General features: G+C 70.2%; 18 protein-coding genes. 10 read left to right on the top strand and 8 right to left on the bottom strand.

Annotated elements, in window-relative coordinates; translation table 11 throughout:
• Positions 1-10 precede the first annotated feature (10 nt).
• Entirely contained in the window at positions 11-1,636 is a 1,626-nt protein-coding gene (locus tag DN771_RS26340; RefSeq protein WP_117000550.1) for an acyl-CoA dehydrogenase family protein, read from the top strand.
• A gap of 7 nt (positions 1,637-1,643) precedes the next feature.
• Here the strand turns inward: DN771_RS26340 and DN771_RS26335 are convergent, their stop codons facing one another.
• Both DN771_RS26335 and DN771_RS30585 read right to left on the bottom strand, forming a co-directional pair.
• Complete coding sequence (locus DN771_RS26335; RefSeq protein ID WP_117000549.1) at positions 1,644-2,069, bottom strand: pyridoxamine 5'-phosphate oxidase family protein; 426 nt, start codon at positions 2,067-2,069, stop codon at positions 1,644-1,646.
• A gap of 480 nt (positions 2,070-2,549) precedes the next feature.
• Positions 2,550-2,786: a hypothetical protein gene (locus DN771_RS30585; RefSeq protein ID WP_227462492.1), complete on the bottom strand. Its 237-nt coding sequence runs from the start codon at positions 2,784-2,786 to the stop codon at positions 2,550-2,552.
• Between DN771_RS30585 and DN771_RS26330 the strand changes: the two genes are divergently transcribed.
• From DN771_RS26330 to DN771_RS26320, 3 genes are all read left to right on the top strand, one after another.
• Positions 2,674-4,143, top strand: coding sequence for a fibronectin type III domain-containing protein (locus DN771_RS26330; protein WP_227462491.1), 1,470 nt, complete (start codon positions 2,674-2,676; stop codon positions 4,141-4,143). The two genes, DN771_RS30585 and DN771_RS26330, sit on opposite strands and share 113 nt — an antisense overlap.
• A 90-nt stretch (positions 4,144-4,233) precedes the next feature.
• Positions 4,234-5,835 carry a glucose-6-phosphate isomerase gene (gene pgi / locus DN771_RS26325; RefSeq protein ID WP_117000547.1) on the top strand — a complete coding sequence of 534 codons (1,602 nt, stop codon included), beginning with the start codon at positions 4,234-4,236 and terminating at the stop codon, positions 5,833-5,835.
• A gap of 44 nt (positions 5,836-5,879) precedes the next feature.
• Complete coding sequence (locus tag DN771_RS26320) at positions 5,880-7,340, top strand: carotenoid oxygenase family protein (protein ID WP_117000546.1); 1,461 nt, start codon at positions 5,880-5,882, stop codon at positions 7,338-7,340.
• A 21-nt stretch (positions 7,341-7,361) separates the two neighbouring features.
• Here DN771_RS26320 and DN771_RS26315 read toward each other — a convergent pair whose 3' ends face one another.
• The gene (locus DN771_RS26315; protein ID WP_117000545.1) at positions 7,362-7,874 is read right to left on the bottom strand and encodes a VOC family protein; all 513 of its coding nucleotides are present in this window, start codon (positions 7,872-7,874) and stop codon (positions 7,362-7,364) included.
• 64 nt (positions 7,875-7,938) lie between these two features.
• Here DN771_RS26315 and DN771_RS26310 point away from each other — a divergent pair, with 64 nt between their 5' ends.
• Positions 7,939-8,781 carry a helix-turn-helix domain-containing protein gene (locus DN771_RS26310; protein WP_117000544.1) on the top strand — a complete coding sequence of 281 codons (843 nt, stop codon included), beginning with the start codon at positions 7,939-7,941 and terminating at the stop codon, positions 8,779-8,781.
• Here DN771_RS26310 and DN771_RS26305 read toward each other — a convergent pair.
• Complete coding sequence (locus DN771_RS26305) at positions 8,689-10,239, bottom strand: MFS transporter (protein ID WP_117000543.1); 1,551 nt, start codon at positions 10,237-10,239, stop codon at positions 8,689-8,691. The genes DN771_RS26310 and DN771_RS26305 overlap by 93 nt on opposite strands.
• A gap of 81 nt (positions 10,240-10,320) precedes the next feature.
• Here DN771_RS26305 and DN771_RS26300 point away from each other — a divergent pair, with 81 nt between their 5' ends.
• Positions 10,321-10,776, top strand: coding sequence for a winged helix-turn-helix transcriptional regulator (locus DN771_RS26300; RefSeq protein ID WP_117000542.1), 456 nt, complete (start codon positions 10,321-10,323; stop codon positions 10,774-10,776).
• On the opposite strand, the gene DN771_RS26295 is transcribed toward DN771_RS26300, so the two are convergent.
• Complete coding sequence (locus DN771_RS26295; protein ID WP_205528786.1) at positions 10,773-11,300, bottom strand: MarR family winged helix-turn-helix transcriptional regulator; 528 nt, start codon at positions 11,298-11,300, stop codon at positions 10,773-10,775. The two genes, DN771_RS26300 and DN771_RS26295, sit on opposite strands and share 4 nt — an antisense overlap.
• 29 nt (positions 11,301-11,329) lie before the next feature.
• On the opposite strand from DN771_RS26295, the gene DN771_RS26290 reads away from it, so the two are divergent.
• Positions 11,330-12,115 carry an SDR family NAD(P)-dependent oxidoreductase gene (locus DN771_RS26290; protein WP_205528785.1) on the top strand — a complete coding sequence of 262 codons (786 nt, stop codon included), beginning with the start codon at positions 11,330-11,332 and terminating at the stop codon, positions 12,113-12,115.
• 3 nt (positions 12,116-12,118) lie between these two features.
• On the opposite strand, the gene glgB is transcribed toward DN771_RS26290, so the two are convergent.
• Together glgB and DN771_RS26280 are read right to left on the bottom strand one after the other, a co-directional pair.
• Positions 12,119-14,017, bottom strand: coding sequence for a 1,4-alpha-glucan branching protein GlgB (gene glgB / locus DN771_RS26285; RefSeq protein ID WP_117000540.1), 1,899 nt, complete (start codon positions 14,015-14,017; stop codon positions 12,119-12,121).
• Positions 14,014-15,828 carry a 4-alpha-glucanotransferase gene (locus tag DN771_RS26280; RefSeq protein ID WP_117000539.1) on the bottom strand — a complete coding sequence of 605 codons (1,815 nt, stop codon included), beginning with the start codon at positions 15,826-15,828 and terminating at the stop codon, positions 14,014-14,016. The genes glgB and DN771_RS26280 overlap by 4 nt, the downstream gene beginning before the upstream one ends.
• Before the next feature lie 95 nt (positions 15,829-15,923).
• On the opposite strand from DN771_RS26280, the gene DN771_RS30940 reads away from it, so the two are divergent.
• Entirely contained in the window at positions 15,924-16,220 is a 297-nt protein-coding gene (locus tag DN771_RS30940) for a hypothetical protein (RefSeq protein ID WP_420810942.1), read from the top strand.
• Entirely contained in the window at positions 16,192-16,437 is a 246-nt protein-coding gene (locus DN771_RS26270; protein ID WP_162942436.1) for a hypothetical protein, read from the top strand. Before DN771_RS30940 ends, DN771_RS26270 begins: the two co-directional genes overlap by 29 nt.
• On the opposite strand, the gene glgX is transcribed toward DN771_RS26270, so the two are convergent.
• Positions 16,428-18,656 carry a glycogen debranching protein GlgX gene (glgX, locus tag DN771_RS26265; RefSeq protein ID WP_117000560.1) on the bottom strand — a complete coding sequence of 743 codons (2,229 nt, stop codon included), beginning with the start codon at positions 18,654-18,656 and terminating at the stop codon, positions 16,428-16,430. The genes DN771_RS26270 and glgX overlap by 10 nt on opposite strands.
• Before the next feature lie 74 nt (positions 18,657-18,730).
• Here glgX and DN771_RS26260 point away from each other — a divergent pair, with 74 nt between their 5' ends.
• Complete coding sequence (locus DN771_RS26260) at positions 18,731-19,573, top strand: class I SAM-dependent methyltransferase (protein ID WP_117000536.1); 843 nt, start codon at positions 18,731-18,733, stop codon at positions 19,571-19,573.
• The last annotated feature ends 34 nt before the right edge of the window (positions 19,574-19,607 follow it).

Raw genomic sequence — 19,607 nt, 5'->3', positions numbered from 1 at the left:
GCGTGGGGCCGTGGTCACGACGCATGAAGTTCTCAACCAGGCGGTGCCGCTCGAGGGGCACGACGCAGCGTCCACCGACGTGGCGCTGATCGACGGCGTCGCACGGTACGGCGGCGCGTGGGGACTCGAGGAGCTGGCCGAACTCGGTCGGCGGGCGGGCGACCACGAGTGGATCCGAGCCGGCGAACTGGCCAACGAACATCATCCCGAGCTGCACCGCTACGACCGTTTCGGCCACCGGATCGACCAGGTCGAGTATCACCCGGCGTATCACCGGCTGATCGGCGAGGCCGTGCGCGGTGGCCTGCATGCCGCCCCGTGGGCCGACGGGCGGCCGGGCGCCCACGTGGTGCGGGCGGCCCGCTTCGCCGTGTGGACCCAGGTGGAGGCCGGCCACGGCTGCCCGGTCTCGATGACCTACTCGATCGTGCCGGCCCTGCGTGCCGACGCCGACCTCGCCGCGGAGTGGGAGCCCCGGCTGACGTCGCGGGTGTACGACGGCGATGACCGGCCGGCGAGCGAGAAGGGCGGCGCGCTCGCCGGTATGGCGATGACCGAGAAGCAGGGCGGCAGCGACGTTCGGGCCAACACGACCCGCGCCGTGCCCGCCGGCGACGGCTACGCCCTGACCGGTCACAAGTGGTTCTGCTCGGCGCCGATGAGCGACCTGTTCCTCATGTTGGCGCAGACCGACGCCGGGCTGACCTGCTTCGCCGTGCCCCGCTGGTTGCCGGACGGCACGCGCAACGCCATCCGCGTCGAGCGGCTGAAGGACAAGCTCGGCAATCGCTCCAACGCGTCGAGCGAGATCGAGCTCGAGGGCGCCTGGGGCCGGCGACTCGGCGGCGACGGCGCCGGGGTGTCGACGATCATCCGCATGGTCAACCACACCCGGCTCGACTGCGTCATCGGTGTGACCGGGCAGATGCGCGCCGGCCTCATCCAGGCGATCCACCACACGCGCCATCGCTCGGCGTTCGGTCGCCGGCTCGCCGATCAGCCATTGATGCATCAGGTGCTCGCCGACCTGGCCATCGAGAGCGAGGCCGCCACGGTGACGATGCTGCGGCTGGCGGCGGCGTACGACGCGGGAGACGAGACGATGTCCCGTCTGGCGACGGCCGTGGCCAAGTATTGGTGCTGCAAGCGGACGCCGATGTTCGCCGCCGAGGCGCTGGAGTGCTTCGGCGGCAACGGCTATGTCGAGGAGGGCCCGATGGCGCGGCTGTTCCGCGAGAGTCCGCTGAACGGCATCTGGGAGGGCAGCGGCAACGTCATCGCCCTCGACGTGATGCGCGCCGTCGCTCGCGAGCCGGACTCGCTGGCGGCCGTGCTCGCCGAGATCGAGCTGGCGGCCGGCGCCGACACGCGCTTCGACCGGTTCGTCGCCGACCTGCACGCCGAGCTCGCCGGGCTGCCGGCCCTGGCCGGTGACGAGGCCCAACGTGGCGCGCGCCGCCTCGCCGAACGGCTTGCTCTCGCGCTCCAGGGATCGCTCTTGCTGCGCCACTCGACTGCCGAGGTCGCCGATGCCTTCTGCGGATCTCGGCTGGCCCGGACCGGCGGGGCGATGTTCGGCACCCTTCCCGACGGCGTCGACGCCGCGGCGATCGTCGAGCGGGCCTTCCCGGCCTGAGTGACAGTCAGCGGTGCCAGGTCTCGCGGCCGGCGAGGCCGTACTGCTTCAGCACGAGGGCCCGCTCGGGCTCGATCCCGATGAACCCGACGCCGTCGGTGGTCGGACCGCCCGGGGCGAACAGATCGAGGTCATAGTCGAACACGCCCTTCCAGAGGCGTTGCTTCGTCTCGAGGTCGTCGAACGTCTTGCCCGTGCCCCACATGGCCACCCCGTCGCCGGCCTCGCTCACCTGCCAGTGCAGGGCCACGGCCGGGTTGGCGGCGAGGTTCTTCACCTTCACCGAGTTGGTGTAGCTCATGATCCACAGGGTGTCGCCCTCCCAGGCCGGGTGGATCGGACTGACGTCGGGCGCGCCGTCGGCGCCGACCGTGGCCAGGTGAGCGAGCGGCGACAGGCGAGCCGCCTCCTGCTTGATGTCGTCGAGTTCCATGACACCTCATCGTCCCGGACGCGCCTTTTCCGACGGTGGCGATCCGTCCCGTTCAGATTCGGATTCTGGAGCGTGTAGGTTTCCGGCCGGCGTGGCGATTGCCGGGCAGGCGGAACACGAGTGGCGGCGGTCGAGCTGTCCGTGATGGAAGGGGTGTGGAATGAGGTCTCGCACGGTTGGTGGACGCGCGGCACTCGTCGGATCGCTCGTGATCGGGCTGATCGGAACCGGTTCGGCGCTCGGGCCGTCGTCCCGAGCGACGTCTGCGCATGTGGTGGACGAGGCTCGCATCCCAGTGGCCGATGATCCGGTGGACTCGTCGGTGCCAACCAGTTCGGTGGCCTCGGAGCCGGGCGATTCCGTGCCCGAGCCGTCGGTCCATGATTCCTCGGCGCCTGGTTCCTCGGCGCCTGATTCCTCGGCGCCTGATTCCTCGGCGCCGGAGTCCTCGGCGCCGGAGTCGGTCGGCTCGACGGAGCCTCAACCGGCCCCGCCCGCGACGGAACCGGCGTCTCCGCCCACCACGGTCGCAACGGCCTCGACGGCACCGGCCGTCTCGTCGACGGTGCCGTTGGCCTCGCCGGCCCTGGCGGTGCCGGCGTTGATGGTCGCGGCCTTGACACCGTCGTCGGCGCCGTTGGGGCTGGTGGCGTCGTCCGGCGATCGGTCGGTGCGGTTGTGGTGGTCCCTCCCGGCCTCCACTGGCGGCACGCCCATCACGGACTATGCGATCCAGCGTTCGCCGAACGGCACGACGGGTTGGGTCACGATCAACGACGGCGTCTCGACGGCGCGGTCGTACACCGTGACGGGCCTCACCAACGGGACGCGCTACTGGTTCCGGGTGTTCGCGAGGAACGGCGTCGGCACGGGGCCGGCGAGCAACGTCGTCCACCAGGTCGCTCGTACGACGCCGACGGCGCCACGCTCATTGGTGGCGGCACCGACGAACCGGTCGGGCGAGGTCCGGCTGACATGGTCGCCCCATGCGTCGAACGGCGGCTCGGCCGTGACGGACTACGTGATCCAGCGATCGCCCAACGGCACGTCGGGCTGGACCACGATCAACGACGGGGTGTCGGTGGCCAACGCCTACACGGTGACCGGCCTCGCCAATGGCACGCGGTACTGGTTCCGCGTGATCAGCACGAACGCCGTCGGCCCGGGCCCGGCGTCCAACGTCGCCGCCGGGGCCGCGCGCACGATCACGACGGCGCCGACCGCCTTGAGTGCGGTACCGACGTACGTCTCCGGCCAGATCCGGCTGTCGTGGACGGCGCCGTCGTCGAACGGCGGCTCGCCGATCTCCGACTATGTCATCCAGCGTTCCCCCAACGGCACGTCGGGTTGGGTGACGATCAGCGACGGGGCGTCGACGGGCCGATCGTTCACCGTCACCGGGCTCACCAACGGGACCCGCTACTGGTTCCGGGTCTACGCCCGCAACGCCGTCGGCACCGGCCCGGGCAGCAACATCGCGCACTCGGCGCCATTCACGCCTCGCGTGCCGTCCGCTCCGCGCGGGTTCGACATCGACGCCTCGTACGAAGGGCTCAATCTCACCTGGTCGGCTCCGGAGTTCCTTGGCGGGTACCCCACGTACGACTACGTCGTCCAGGTGTACGACTCGACAGATGGCTGGTGGACATATCCCGACGGCGTCTCAACGTCCACATCGCTCTGGATCGGCGTTCCCGGCTACGGATGCGTCGACATGCGCGTCGCCGCCGTCAACGCCGTCGGTCGTGGCCAGTTCTCGACGATCTACGACTCGTGCTACTTCGAAACCCCGAGCGTGCCGAGGAATACGTGGGGTAACGGCTACTACGGCAGCGGAAACATCTTCAACTTCATCATCGCTTGGAACGAGCCATGGGAAGACGGCGGCCTCGACATCCTCGGGTACACGGTCGAGTATTGGGACGGCTCGTCGTGGGTGATCGCGGAACTCACCGACGCTCGGGCCACTCAATCGAAAATCATTCCCTCTCCGGAGCAATGCCTGCGGATGCGCGTCGCGGCGGTCAACTATCTCGGCCCGGGCGCGTACGCCACCATCCGGCACTGCCGCTGATCGAAGGCCGAGCCTGCGGGCGGTCGGCTGTTCTCGTTCCCCGGGGGACGCCAGCGCAAGCCAACCAACGCGGCGCTACGGTCGCACCCGATGGATGTGATCGACATCGCCAGCACGCAGGAGTGGGCCGCCCTCGTCGACGGGCACGCCCGAGACCTCAATCTTCGCTCGCTCTTCCACGACGACCCGGGCCGGGCCGACCGCTACGTGGTCACGGCGGGTGACCTGCGCATCGACTATTCGAAGCAGCGGGTCGACGACGCCACCCTCGACGCCCTGTTCGCCGTCGCCCGGGCGGCGGGCGTGGAGGCGCGCCGGGATGCCATGTTCGCCGGGGACCCGATCAACGCGACCGAACGTCGCGCCGTGCTGCACACGGCGCTGCGGGCGCCCGCCGGCGTGGTGATGGGCCCGCGGACGACCGACGGCACCACCGTCAACGTCGAACCCGACGTCCACGAGGTGCTCGAGCGAATGGGGAAGTTCGCCGAGCGGGTGAGGTCGGGTGCCTGGCGCGGGGCCACGGGCAAGCGCATCCGCACCGTCGTCAACATCGGCATCGGTGGCTCCGACCTCGGACCGGCCATGGCGTACCGCGCGCTGGAGGCCTTCCGCCACCCGAAGATCGAGTGCCGGTTCGTGTCCAACGTTGACGGCGCGGCGATCGCCCAGGCGACGGCCGACCTCGACCCGGCCCGCACCCTGTTCGTGGTCTCGTCGAAGACGTTCACCACGATCGAGACGCTCACCAACGCCCACACGGCCAGGGCATGGCTCGTGGCCGCCCTCGGCGAGAAGGCCGTCGGCCGCCACTTCGTGGCCGTCAGCACGAACGAGGCCGAGGTGGCCAAGTTCGGCATCGACACTGCCAACATGTTCGGCTTCTGGGAATGGGTCGGCGGTCGCTACTCCGTCGACTCGGCGATCGGCCTGTCGCTGATGGTGGCGATCGGTGCGTCCGGCTTCACCGAGTTCCTCGCCGGGTTCCGGGCCGTCGACGAACATTTCGTGTCGGCCCCGCTCGAGCAGAACGCGCCGGTCGTCCTCGGCCTCATCGGCGTCCTCAACCGCAACGTGCTGGGCTTCGCCACCAAGGCGGTCCTGCCCTACGCGGAGGAGCTCGGTCGTTTCCCCGCCTACCTCCAACAGCTCGACATGGAGTCCAACGGCAAGTCCGTTCGGCTCGACGGTCGACCGGTGTCCACCGACACGGGGCCCATCGTCTGGGGCGAACCGGGGACCAACGGCCAGCACGCCTTCTACCAGCTGCTCCACCAGGGCACCGAGATCGTTCCCGCCGACTTCATCGGCTTCGCCAATCCCCATCACCCGCACCGGAACCACCACGACCTGCTCGTGGCCAACCTGATCGCCCAGACCGAGGCCCTGGCCTTCGGCTACGACCGGCCCGACGAGCCGTGGCGCTCGTTCGCCGGCAACCGTCCCACCACGACGATCCTCGCGCCCCAGCTCACGCCGTTCGTGCTCGGCAACCTCGTCGCCCTGTACGAGCACATCGTGTTCGTCCAGGGCGCCGTGTGGGGCATCGACAGCTTCGACCAGTGGGGCGTCGAGCTGGGCAAGGAGCTCGCCAACCGCATCACACCCGAGCTCAGCGGGGACGAACGCGGCGTCCACGACAGCTCCACCAACGCCCTGATCGACTGGTACCGAGCCAACCGCCAGGCCTAGCCCGGGTGTTGCCAGCCGGGCGGCGAGGAACTACGAAAGGGGCCATGTCCCCGATCACGCGAGTCGTCGCCCGGTACGAACCGACGTTGCCCGCCGACGACGATCATCGCTACCGGACGGGTGCCTGGCAGCCGACGTTCACCGAGTGGTCGGTCACCGATTGCGAGGTCGTCGGTGAGCTTCCCGACGACCTCGACGGCGTGTATCTCCGGAACACCGAGAACCCGTTGCACCCGTCGATCGGTCGCTACCACCCGTTCGACGGCGACGGGATGGTGCACGCCGTCGAGTTCGGCAACGGCACGGCCAACTACCGGAACCGCTTCGTGCGGACCGCCGGGTTCGAGGCCGAGCTGGCGGCCGGCGGCCCGCTGTGGGCCGGGCTCGCCGAACCGCCGAGCCGTTCCATCCGCGCGGACGGTTGGGGCGCCCGCACCCGCATGAAGGACGCCTCGTCCACCGACGTGGTCGTGCATCGGGGCATCGCCCTCACCAGCTTCTACCAGTGCGGTGACCTCTACGGCCTCGACCCGGTCACCCTCGAACAGCTCGGCCCGCAGCGCTGGGACGGGTTCCCCGCCGAGGGCGTGTCCGCGCACCCGAAGGTCGACGAGCACACCGGCGAGCTGCTGTTCTTCAACTACTCGACGACGGCGCCCTACCTCCACTACGGGGTCCTCGATCCCGACGGCACGCTCGGGCACTACACACCCGTCGAGCTGCCCGGCCCCCGCCTGCCGCACGACATGGCGTTCACCGAGCACTATGCCGTCCTCAACGACTGCCCGATGTTCTGGGACCCCGACCTCCTCGCCCGCGGCGTCCACGCCGTGCGGTTCCACCCCGATCTCCCCACCCGTATCGGCATCCTCCCCCGGCGCGGCGGCGGTGACGAGATTCGTTGGTTCGAGGCGGCGCCGACGTACGTGCTGCACTGGATCAACGCCTACGAGGACGGCGACGAGATCGTGCTCGACGGCTACTTCCAGACCAACCCGGCGCCCTCGTCTCCCCCCGACGCGTCGATCGAGGATCGCATGTTCCGCTTCCTCGACGCCGCCGAGCTGGGCACCCGGCCGTACCGCTGGCGGCTCGACCTCCGCACCGGCACGGTCACCGAGGGCTTCCTCGACGACCGCACGGTCGAGTTCGGCATGATCAACCCGCGGCATCTCGGCCGGCGTCATCGGCACGTGTACGCGATGACGAACGAACCGGGCTGGTTCCTCTTCAACGGCATCGTGGCCACCGACGTGGAGACCGGGGCGACGCAGGAGTATCGGTTCGCCCCCGGCGAGTTCGCCAGCGAGAGTCCGATGGCGCCGCGTTCGGGGAGCACCGCCGAGGACGACGGCTACGTCGTCACGTTCACCACCGACGTCGCCAACGACCGCTCGGAGTGCCTGGTGTTCGACGTCCGATCGATCGCCGACGGCCCGCTCGCCCGCGTGCGGCTCCCCGAACGCATCTCCAGCGGCACCCACACCTACTGGATGGCTCGCTGACCGGACGTACGTGCCCCGGCACTACCCAGCGGTCGACTGTTCGGCCAGCCAGGCATCGACGCGGCGGGCGGCCTCGTCCTCGTCGATGTCCTCGACCCTCGTGAGGATCGCCCAGCGGTGACCGAACGGGTCGAGGACGGCGCCGAAGCGATCGCCGGTCACGAACGTCGACGGCTCCTCGAACGGCGTGGCGCCGGCGGCGACGGCTGCCTGCCACACGGCGTCGACGTCGTCGCAATAGAGGGCGTACGAGTGATTGACGGTGTCGGTGCCGTCGGGGGCGACGAGTTTGTAGGCCGGGGCGGGATCGGCGAGCTGCAGCCGGCCGTGGTCGAACTCGAGCTCGGCGTGGGCGACGGTGCCGTCGGGAGCGTCGTTGCGTGACACCAGGCGGGCACCGAACACCGACGAGTAGAACTCGATGGCCCGGGCGGCGCCGTCGACGACCAGGAACGGCGTGATCGTCGTGTAGCCGGCGGGCGGATTCTGCGGGGCGGCGGGTCGGTCGACTGGGCGGTGAGCGGTGGTTTCCATCACCGTCCAGCCTCGTAGCGTCGGGGGAGTGGAGTCTTGGACAAACGCGACACTCCCGCCGGAGATGCCGCGCCCGTCCGCCACGATCGGTCGAGGCGTGCTGCGCTCGCCGGACGGGACCGGGCGTCCGCAGTCGCAGACCGTTCGCCCCGGCGTCGACGTGGCGCGGTTCGTGGAGCGCTACTGGACGGTGGAGTGGGAGGTCCGCGGCCCGGCCCGCCGATTCGTGCTCGGCCATCCGGTGATCCACGTGACGGTCGAGGTGGGTGACGGACCGATCCACGGCTTCGCCACGCCCGTCGCCCTGGTGCACGGGATCGTGCGGCGCACGTTCAACGTCGACCTTCCGCCACGTGGATGGGTGATCGGCGCGCGCTTCCTCCCGGGTGGATTCCGTGCCGTGTTCGGAGCCGACGCCGTGGCGTTCACCGATCGTGTCGTCCCGCTCGGGGAGCTGGTGGGCCGATCCAGTGCGGCCGAGCTGCTGACGACGGTCACCGCAGCGGAGCCCGAGGATCGCGCGGCGGCGTTCGAGAGCTGGCTGCACGGCCGAGTCCCTGGTGCAGTCGATCCCGAATTCGAACGCGTGAGGACGATCGTCGCGGCGATGGCGGGTGATCGCACCCTCACGAGGGCCGAGGACGTCGCCGCTGCGCACGGCATGTCGATGCGGACGCTGCAGCGACTCCTGCGCCGCCACGTGGGAGTCGGGCCCAAGTGGTTGCTCGCACGCTTCCGCCTCCATGATGCGGTCGCGGCGATCGACCAGGCCGACGGCGCCGGCGAGCGCATCGACTTGGCCGATCTGGCCGCATCACTCGGCTGGTTCGACCAGGCACACTTCACGCGGGACTTCACGGCGCACGTCGGCGTCAGCCCGCTCGTGTACCTCGCTCGGCCTCGTTGACCGGCGGACGCCCGTGGCGATGACCGCAGCGGCGCCGAAGGCGGCGACGACCGACACGACGAGGGCCACACGGATGGCGTCGATCTCGGCCGCGGGCGTCGGGTCGTCGTCGAGTCGGAGCACGTTGACCGCGCTGACGAGAGCCACCCCGAGGGCGGCGCCGAACTGGAAGGCGGTGTTGAGCAGCGCCCCGGCCACTCCCTGTTCGTGTTCGCTGACCCCGTCGGTGGCGGCGATCGCCAGCGGGCCGTAGGCGAACGAGAAGCCGAGGCCGATCAGCACGAACGTCGGGAACATCGCCGCGTACGTCCAGTCGAGCGAGAGCCGGAGGAACAGGAGGTAGCCGACGGCGGCGAACAGCGTGCCGCTGAGGATCACCCTCGAGTTCCCGTATCGGCGCACGAGCCTCGGGGTCAACGTCGGGGCGATGATGCCGTCGATCGCCATCACGACCATCGCCAGGCCGGTCTGCAGGGAGCTCCAACCGAGCAGCTCCTGGAGGTAGATCGTGGCCAGGAACTGGAACCCGAAGAACGCCGCGGCGTAGAGCAGCGCCGTCGTGTTCGCCCGGGCGAGCGCCGGCGTGCGCAGCAGCCCGAGCCGGAGCAGTGGACTCGTGGTCCGCCGCTGGATGCGGACGAAGACGGCGAGCAGCGTGGCTCCGGCGACGAAGAGGGCGGCGGTGAGGACGGGTGCGTCGCCGGGATGTTCGAGCCGCGTGATGGCGTAGACGACGGCGACGGCGCCGGCGGTGAGGGTGACCCCGCCCGGCAGGTCGAAGCGGCCGGGGCGCGGTGGGGTCGGCACGTCGCGGATCACCCGGATGGCGAGCACCAGCAGCGTCGCCGAGATGATCACCGGGGCGAAGAACACCCAGCGCCAGCTGATCTCGGTGAGCAACCCGCCGGCGACGAGGCCGAGGGAGAAACCGGCGGCGCCGGTGGCCCCGTAGATGACCAGCGCCTTGTTGCGCACTGGTCCCTCGGCGAAGTTCGTCGTGATGAGCGACAGGCCGGCGGGCGTCATGAACGCCGCCGCCACGCCGGTGACGAAGCGGGCGAGCAGCAGCATCCATCCGTCGGTGGCGAGGCCGCCGAGACCGGAGAAGACGACGAACACGCCCAGCCAGCCGACGAACATCCGGCGCCGCCCGAACCGGTCGGCGGCCGAGCCGCCGAGGAGCATGAAGCCGCCGTAGCCCAGCACGTAGGCGGCGACGACCGCGCTGAGCATGCCGGTCGACAGGTCGAGGTCGGCGCGGATCGATGGCAGGGCGACGTTGAGCATCGCCACGTCGATCCCCTCGAGGAAGATCGCGCCGCACAGCACGAACAGGATCGTGCGGTCGTGGCCGGTGAGCAGGCGGGAGGGCGCGGGGGACCGCGACGGGATCGGGGACGGTGTGATGGACGGTGTGGTCGGCGGTGTGGTGGTGGTGATGGAGGGCGGCGACGTCATGACGACTCGGGTTCTCGGTTCTCGATCGGGGGGTCAGTTCCTTCTTGTAACTGTGGCCATTGTGCGACAGACTGGCTGCCGATGGAAGAAGGCACATCGCGAGAACCGAGTGACTGCGACGGTACCGAGGCCGACGACCGCCGAGCGGCGGCGTTCGAACGTGACGCGATCCAGTGGGACAAACGCCAGGACTGCGAGGTGCGCCAGATCCTCGACCGCATCGCCGACAAGTGGTCGCTGCTGGTCATCTCGTTGCTGGCGCGGCGCACGCTCCGCTTCTCCGAACTGCGCCGCGAGATCGACGGCATCAGCCAGCGCATGCTCACCCTCACGCTCCGTCACCTGGAGCGCGACGGTCTCATCTCGCGGACCGTCTACCCCGTCGTGCCGCCGCGGGTCGACTACGAGCTGACCGATCTCGGGTGCACGCTGCTCGAGATCACCGACTGCCTGGTGCAGTGGACCGAGACGCACCAGGCCGAGATCGCCGCGGCGCGCGCCCGCTACGAGGCCGCGGAGGCCGCGGCGGCGAACTAGGACGATCGCGCCTTGCGGGCCGTCAGCGAGGCGAGGAACGTCCGCAACGACGCGGACAGTTGCTCGACCTCGTCTGGGTCGAGTCCGGCCACCAGGTCGTCCTCGTGGCGGAGCAGTTCGGCGACGACACCGTCGATGCGCTCGCGGCCGCGCTCGGTGAGGGACACGTCGACCTGGCGAGTGTCGCCGACGGTGTGGCGTCGCCGTGTCACCAGCCCGTCGGCCTCGGCGCGCGCCACCCACTGGGAGACGGCGGCGGGCGTCACCCCGGCCCGGCGGGCGAGCTCCGATGCGGTCAGCGAGTACGGGGCGCCGGCCCGCCGGAGCGTGCTCAGCACGTTGCGCGTCGGCACGTCCATCCCCAGGCGTCGCATCGTGGATCGGCGGTCGTCGTCGAGTAGGCGGGCGATGCGCCAGATCCGCGTGATCACCCCGATCGACGCCACCGGCACGCCGGGTTGTTCCCGAGCCCACGCCGCTTGGATCTCGTCGACGTCGTCACGCTCGATCTCACCGGTGGGCACCCAGATACTTTAGCACTACAGTATCTGTCATGACGACGCCGGACGACACGATGACGAGCGGGACGAGCGGGACGAGCAGGACGAGCGGGACCGTCCGGACGGTCGTCGTCACCGGCGGCGGGACGGGAATCGGTCGGGCGACGGCTGCGGCGTTCGCCGCCGGGGGCGCCGATGTGTACATCGTCGGCCGGCGCGCCGGCCCGTTGCAGGAGACGGCGGCGGCCATCGCCGCGACGCCGGTCGCCGGTGACCTCGCGACTCCGGACGGGGTGGCGGCCGTCGTCGCCGCGTTGCCCGAGCAGATCGACGTTCTGGTCAACAACGCTGGCGGCAACACCGATTTCGACGGCGTGCCGGACGGGGCCGACGAGCTGACGGCGACCGCCGACGTGTGGAACCGCAACTGGGCCGCCAACGTCCTCACTGCGGTCTTGACCACGACCGCCCTGCGTCCGCGTATGGGGGCGGGTGGTCGCATCGTCAACGTCGGATCGATCGCCTCGCCGAGGGGGGCCGGCTCCTACGGCGCCGCCAAGGCCGCGCTCGAGTCGTGGACGGTGTCGCTCGCCGCTGACGTCGGCCGTGACGGCATCACCGTCAACCTCGTCGCGCCGGGCCTGATCGTCGACACCGAGTTCTTCCGTGGCCGCCTGTCCGACGAGCGACGGATGCGCCTCGTCGCCGCCACGGCGACCGGCCGGGCCGGCACTCCCGACGACGTCGCCTCGGTCATCGCCTTCCTCGCCTCACCCGGCGCCGCCCACATCACGGCCCAGGTGGTGCACGTCAACGGCGGCGCCCACTCCGGACGCTGACCCCTATTGGGCGCGGAGGAAGATCACGGCGAGCGGGGGGAGCGTGAGCACCAACGACTGGTCGTAGCCGTGCCACGCCTGACCGTCGGAGCGCACCACACCGAGGTTGCCGAGGCCGCTTCCGCCGTAGAGATCGGAGTCGGTGTTGATGATCTCGGCCCAGGCTCCGGCGACGGGGACCCCGACCCGGTACCCGTGGTGCACCGTCGGTGTGGCGTTCGCCACGACGAGGACGTCGGGGGCCTCACCGACCGGATCGATGCGCAGCCAGGCGAACACGCTGTGGGTGTCGTCGTCGCCGATGACGTATTGCATGCCGCCGGCGCCGTCGACCGCGGCGTCCCCGCGATGGAGGGCCGGTTCCTTCGCGTAGACGGCGTTAAGATCGGCGACGAGGCGACGCACGCCCTCGTGGCCGGGAGCGTCGTGGAGGTCCCAGTCGAGCGTCGACTCGTGATCCCACTCGGAGAGCGCCGCCAGCTCGCCGCCCATGAACAGCAGCTTCTTGCCCGGCTGACCCCACATCGTGCCGTACAGCAGGCGCAGATTGGCCCGGCGCTGCCACTCGTCGCCCGGCATCTTGCCGAGCAGAGAGCCCTTGCCGTGCACCACCTCGTCGTGCGACAGCGGGAGCACGTAGCGCTCGCTGAAGGCGTAGACGTTGCGGAACGTCACCTCGTCGTGATGGAAGCGGCGGTGCACCGGGTCACGGCTGAGGTAGTGCAACGTGTCGTGCATCCAGCCCATGTCCCACTTGTAGGTGAAGCCCAGACCGCCGGCCTCGACCGGCCCGGTCACCTGCGGCCACGCCGTCGACTCCTCGGCGATCGTCGCCGTGCCCGGGAACTCGGCGGCCACCGCCGTGTTGAGCTGGCGGAGAAAGTCGATCGCCTCGAGGTTCTCGCGCCCGCCGTGCACGTTGGGCACCCATTCGCCGGGCTCGCGCGAGTAGTCGAGATAGAGCATCGACGCCACGGCGTCGACGCGGATGCCGTCGACGTGGTAGTGCTCGAGCCAGGACAGTGCGCTCGACACGAGGAACGAGCGAACCTCGGGGCGACCGTAGTTGAAGATCGCCGACGTCCAGTCGGGATGGAACCCCTGGCGAGGATCGGCGTGCTCGTAGAGATGGGTGCCGTCGAAACGAGCGAGCGCGTGACCGTCGATGGGGAAGTGCGACGGCACCCAGTCCACGATGACCCCGATGCCGCGCTGGTGCAGGACGTCGATCATCCGCATCAGGTCGGTGGGAGAGCCGTATCGGGACGTCGGCGCGAAGTAGCCGGTCGTCTGATACCCCCACGACCCGTAGAACGGGTGCTCCATGATCGGCATCAGTTCGACGTGGGTGAATCCGTGCGCCTCGGCGTGGTCGGCGAGCGACTCGGCCAGCTCGTCGTAGCGCGGCCAGCGTCGGTTGGGCACGGCGATCCGGCCCCACGATCCGAGATGGACCTCGTAGACCGACACCGGTGAACGGGGGTCGATGCGGCTGCCCCGTGAGCCCATCCATGCGGCGTCGTGCCACTCGTACGAGAGATCGGCGACGATGGAGGCGGTGGACGGAGGGAGGTGGTTGGCCGCGGCGACCGGGTCCGATCGCTCGGTGCGCAGCCCGTCGGGGCCGGTGATGCCGAAGCGGTAGGCCTGCCCGACGTGGGCGCCGTCGACGTGACCGGACCAGATGCCCGACGAGTCGACCGGTTCGAGCCGGTGTGGCGTCTGCCAACCGCCGAAGTCGCCGACGACGTCGACGCGCTGCGCCGCGGGCGCCCAGACCGAGAACCACACGCCGGTCTCGTCGGCGTGGGCACCGAGCGTGTGGTGGACGAACCGGTGCGTGCCTTCGTTGAACAGGTGCCGGTCGATCTCCCCCGGCGGGCCGGGCTCCCGAGCGGTCATCGGCGGGTCCGATCGGTGAGCAGGGCGAGGTTGTGGCGCACCCGGGGATCGGCGAGCGTGGCCGAGGTCGGCTGAGCGAACCGGCGGCGCCACGTTCCGGGCAGGATCTTGCCGGGCACGTTGTGGGGACGCGTCTCGCCGAGCAGATCGTCGACGTCGCCGACGACCAGGTAGGCGGCCGACGAGGCGAGCCGCTCGAGCGCCGCCTCGAGCACGCCCTCGGCGGTGTCGGGAACAGCACGTCCGAGCCGTTCGGCGAGCTGTTCCCGGTACGGATCGAGGTCGCCATCGGCGTAGCGGGCGGCGAACGCCGGCATGTCGTGGGTGCGCAATCCGGCGACGGTTCGGGCCGGCACAGCCTCGAGTGGCTCGGTCAGTTGGAGCTGCTCGGCGTACAGCCCGAGCAGTTCCCACTCGTCGAGCAGGTCGATGATCTCCTGCGGAACCGTGCCGAGGTCTTCGCCGACCACGGTCGTGGCGGTGAGCTGGGCCTCGGCGGCGATGACGGACATCAGCGCTTGGCGGGGGTACTTCACGTAGACGCCGTCCTTCGGTGACATCCCGTCGGGTACCCACCACAGGCGGTGGACACCCAGCACGTGATCGACACGAAGCATCGAGGCGTAGCGGCCGCAGCGGGCCACCAGCTCGCGCCACAGGGCGAACCCGCTCCGCTCGGCCTCGCCGGGGAGCTGCGGCGGAAAGCCCCAGTTCTGTCCTTCGGCGAACAGCGCGTCGGGCGGGGCGCCGATCGCCATGGCCGGCGCCCAGAGGTCGGGATGGGCCCACGTCTCGTAGCCGCCCGGGTGGCTTCCGATCGGCAGGTCGAGGGCGAAGGCCGCCGTACCGTCGCCCTCGATGGCCGAGAGCTGTTCGTGGGCGAGGTACTGGGCCAGGCGGTGGCTGAGCTCGACGAGCTCGCTCGGGTGGCCGGCGTCCACCGGGTCTGGTGTGGCGGTGGCCCGGAAACGGGCGTAGGCCGCGACGTCCGGGTGGGACAGCGACCACTGCTCGACGCGCGCGGCGAGCGGACCGCCGGCGGCAAGGCCGGCGGCCGCGGTGAGCAGCTGGCGCCGTCGCCGGCGCGCCAGCTCGCGCCAGTCGACGAGCTCGCCCACGGGCGGCGCCGGTTCGGGCGCGGGCAGCAGGGCGTTGAGCGAGGCGTCGTCGAGGTAGCACTCGTTCCAGTGCAGCCGGCTGACCGGCGCGTACGGACTGGGGTCGAACGGCTCGTCGAGAAAGGCCGCATACAGGGGCAGGGTGACGAGCGCGTCGACGCCGAGCGATGGCAGCCGCCGGCACAGGTCGGCGACGTGGCCGAAGCTCGGCAGCGGCCGCTCCTTCTCCCAGAGCGCGTACGCGGGTGCGAAGAGGGCCGTGCCGCCGTCGAGGGCGGCCGACCGCGGCATGCGGTCGGGGGCGACGACCACCGTGGAGGTCTCCTCGAAGCCGACCCCGGCGAGCGACAGCCGATGGCTCCCGAACGGGAGGTCGCCGGGCAGCTCGACGTGATCCTCGCTGACGGCGAGGCCGGCCACCGTGCCGTCGGCCAGCAGGAGCTCGGCGTCCGATGCCCCGCCGGCGTAGACCCGCTCGGGAGCACCGCTCACGCCGGTGGGCGGTCGCCGAGCGGTGAGCACGATCGGATGGGTGCGGCGCCCCTCCGAGCGGGCGTAGTCGGCCTCGACGACATCGACCACACGCTGCAGTGCCTCGGGGTTGGCGTCATGACGGCGACCCTCGTTGTCCCAGTAGAAGCTCTCGATCGCCAGCTCGTTGGCTCGTGCACGCAGCGCGTCGAGGTCCGTCACTGGCGGGACGATAGCTGACAGTCGAATTCGCCCGCACGTGACACGCGCTGGGGATACGGTCCGGTCCCGCGGTGGCCGGCAGTGGAGGACGGTCGATGGCGAAGCGATTCAGGTTCGACGACGGGATGACAGATTCCGACGGCGACGGGATCCCCGACGTGTTCGAGCGAGAGGTGCTGGGCACCGATCCGAACAAGCGCGATTCGGACGGCGACGGGCTCAACGACCGTCGAGGAGCGCTGGCTCGGGACGTTCGACGACGACGGCGACACCGACGACGATGGGCGACCCGACGGCGCCGAGGTGGCCATCGATGGGACCAACCCTCGTATGGGCCTGACGGTGCAGCCGAAGGGACCGCAGTTGCCGCAAGGTCCGGTCGGCCCGCCTGACATCCGACCCATTCCGCGCAACTGGGATCCGGACACGTTCGAGCCGGTGCCGGAGCCGCAGACGCCACCGCCACCTGTGATTTCGGCCGACGCCGACATCGACATCGGGGTCGACGACGGCGGGGCCGACACGGCGGTGGCGTACGCGGACTCGGCCGACGACTTCGTCACGGACGTCGACGAGCCGGGCGACGGCGCCGACGACTTCTACGCCTGATTCCCGCTCGACGCCGATCGCAGGACCACGAGCGACCGCTCCGGCACGGGCACCACGGCGTCGGCGGTGAGGACGGCGCCGGGCTCGGCGGTGTCGGCGGTGTCGAGCTCGATGACCCACGGCCGCGGCCACAGGGTGGCGGGCAGCTGCCACGGCAGGTCGATCTCGCTGGCGTTGAACAGGATGAGGAAGGACTCGTCGACGACGCGGCCACCGTGGGTGTCGGGCGTCGCGATCGCCTCACCGTTGAGCAGCACGCCAACCGACTTGGCGTAGCCGTTGTCCCAGTCGTCGTCGTTCATCGCCGCCCCGTCGGGCCGCAGCCACAGCACCTCTTCGGTCCCGCGGATCGGGTGGCCCTGGAACCATCGGCGCCGGCGAAACACGGGGTGCGCTCGGCGCAGTGTGGTGAGCGTCCGGCACCACTCGGTGAAGTCGTGGTCGACTTGCTCCCAGTCGTACCACGAGACCTCGTTGTCCTGGCAGTAGGCGTTGTTGTTGCCGCCCTGGGTACGGCCGAGCTCGTCGCCGCCGAGGATCATCGGCACGCCCTGGCTGAGCAGCAGCGTGGCCATCATGTTGCGGCGCTGGCGGTTGCGCAGCGCGGTCACGTCGGGGTCGTCGGTCGGCCCCTCGACCCCGCAGTTCCAGGAGCGGTTGTGCGACTCGCCGTCGCGGTTGCCCTCGCCGTTGGCGTCGTTGTGCTTGTCGTTGTACGAGACGAGGTCGGTGAGGGTGAAGCCGTCGTGGGCGGTCACGAAGTTGATCGACGCCGTCGGCCGGCGGGTGTCGGCCTGGTAGAGGTCGGAGCTGCCCGTGAACCGGGAGCCGAACTCGGCGAGGGCGGCCGGTTCGCCGCGCCAGAAGTCGCGAATGGTGTCGCGGTAGCGGCCGTTCCACTCGCTCCACAGCGCCGGGAAGTTGCCCACCTGGTAGCCGCCTTCGCCCACGTCCCACGGCTCGGCGATGAGCTTCACGGCCGAGACCACCGGGTCCTGCTGGACGAGGTCGAAGAACGCAGACAGCCGATCGACGGCGAACAGCTCGCGGGCGAGGGTGGACGCCAGGTCGAAGCGGAAGCCGTCGACGTGCATCTCGGTCACCCAGTACCGCAGGCTGTCCATGATGAGCTGCAGCACGTGCGGGTTGCGCATGTTGAGGCTGTTGCCCGTGCCGGTGAAGTCGAGGTAGAGGCGTGGCTCGTCGTCCATCGTGCGGTAATACGCCTGGTTGTCGATGCCACGCATCGACAGGATCGGGCCGAGGTGGTTGCCCTCCGCCGTGTGGTTGTACACGACGTCCATGATCACTTCGATGCCGGCTTGGTGGAGCGTCTTCACCATCGCCTTGAACTCGCTGATCTGGGTGCCGGCCGAGAGGGCGTACCCGTTGTGCGGCGCGAGATAGCCGATCGAGTTGTAGCCCCAATAGTTGCGTAGCCCGCGCTGGATGAGGTGGTGGTCGTGGAGGAACTGGTGGACCGGCATCAGTTCGATGGCCGTGATGCCGAGACCGGTGAGGTGGTCGACGATCGCCGGGTGGGCGACGCCGGAGTACGTGCCCCGTAGCTCCGGCGGCACATCCGGATGGGTGATCGTGAGGCCCCGGACGTGGGCCTCGTAGATGATCGTCTCGTGCATCGCGTGGTGCGGAGGGCGGTCGTTGCCCCAGTCGAAGAACGGGTCGCCGACGAGCCCGAGCGGGACGTGGGGCGCGCTGTCGGTGGTGTTCGGCTGGTCGGGCGACTCGAAGTCGTAGGCGAAGCACGCCTCGTCCCAGTCGACGGCGCCGTCGACCGCCTTGGCGTACGGATCGAGGAGCAGCTTGGAGGGGTTGCACCACTGGCCCTTGGCCGGCTCCCACGGGCCGTGCACCCGGTAGCCGTACCGTTGTCCGGGACGGACGCCCGGAAGGTAGGCGTGCCAGCAGTGACCGTCGACTTCGCGCAGGGCGATGCGTTCTTCGGCGATCGCCGTCACGGTGCCGTCGGCTGCCCGCTCGATGTGGTCGATCAGGCAGAGCTCGACGCCGTCGGCGACGCTCGAGAAGAGCGAGAAGTTGGTCCCCGACCCGTCGTACGTCGCTCCGAGGGGAGCCGGTTGGCCGGCCCACACGCGCCGGGTCGTCGTGATCGGTGACGTCGCTGCTCGTGGCGTCGACGTCCGGTCCGACTCGTGGGTCTCCGCGCTACTGGGTGGTTCGGTCACCTTCCTCGGCATCGGCGGCATTCTCGCGGACAATCGGACGAACCGCTCGCCCCGCTGGCCGATTTGGCTTGGGTACCGTCTGCCCCATGGCCAACGAGCAGATGCGGGACTACTGGGCGTCGATCGGAGCCGAGGGATGGGTGCGGCACAAGCACATCTTCGACTCCGAGCTGGCCCCGTTCGCTGCCGCCGTGCTCGAGAACGTGCGGCCGGGCCCCCGCGACCGGCTGCTCGACATCGGTTGTGGGACCGGCACCCTGCTCCATCTGGCGGCCGAGAGCGGGGCGTCCGGGCAGGGCGTCGACATCTCGCCGGCGATGATCGAGGCTGCGACGTCCCTGGTGCCGTCGGCGACGTTCGTCGTGGCCGATGCCCAGACCGACCCGCTCGGCGGGCCGTTCTCGGCGATGATCTCCCGCTTCGGCGTGATGTTCTTCGAGGACCCCGTGGCGGCGTTCGCCAACATCCGCCGCGCCGTCGAAGCGGACGGCCGGCTGGCGTTCGTCTGCTGGCGTGGCCTCGACGAGAACCCGATGTTCTCGCTCGGCACCAGCGTCCTGCTCGACCGGATCGACCCGCGGCCGCCCGGCCCGGTGGATGGTGCACCGGGTCCGCTCGGCTTCGCCGATCCCGATCGGATCCGGTCGGTGCTGACGGGGTCAGGCTGGGCGGACGTGTCCGTCGAGCCGTTCGACGCGATGTGTGACTACGGCCGCGACGGGACCGATGGCGTGGAGAACCGCCTCACGATGATCCTCGGCACCTCGGCTGGTTCGATGGCGTCGGCCAACGTTCGGCCGCAGATCGGCGAGGAGGCGTGGGCCGCCCTGCTCGACGACGTCCGCGCCGAGTTGCGGGCCAACCTCGTCGACGGGCGCGTGCAGTTCAACGGCGCCACGTGGCTGGTGACCGCCCGCAATCCCGGCTGATCCGGAGTCCCGTCGTGGGGAATCCGGCTGCGCC

Source organism: Desertimonas flava (genome assembly GCF_003426815.1).
Taxonomy (GTDB): Bacteria; Actinomycetota; Acidimicrobiia; order Acidimicrobiales; family Ilumatobacteraceae; genus Desertimonas; species Desertimonas flava.
This window is presented reverse-complemented; position numbering and strand designations above follow the sequence as displayed.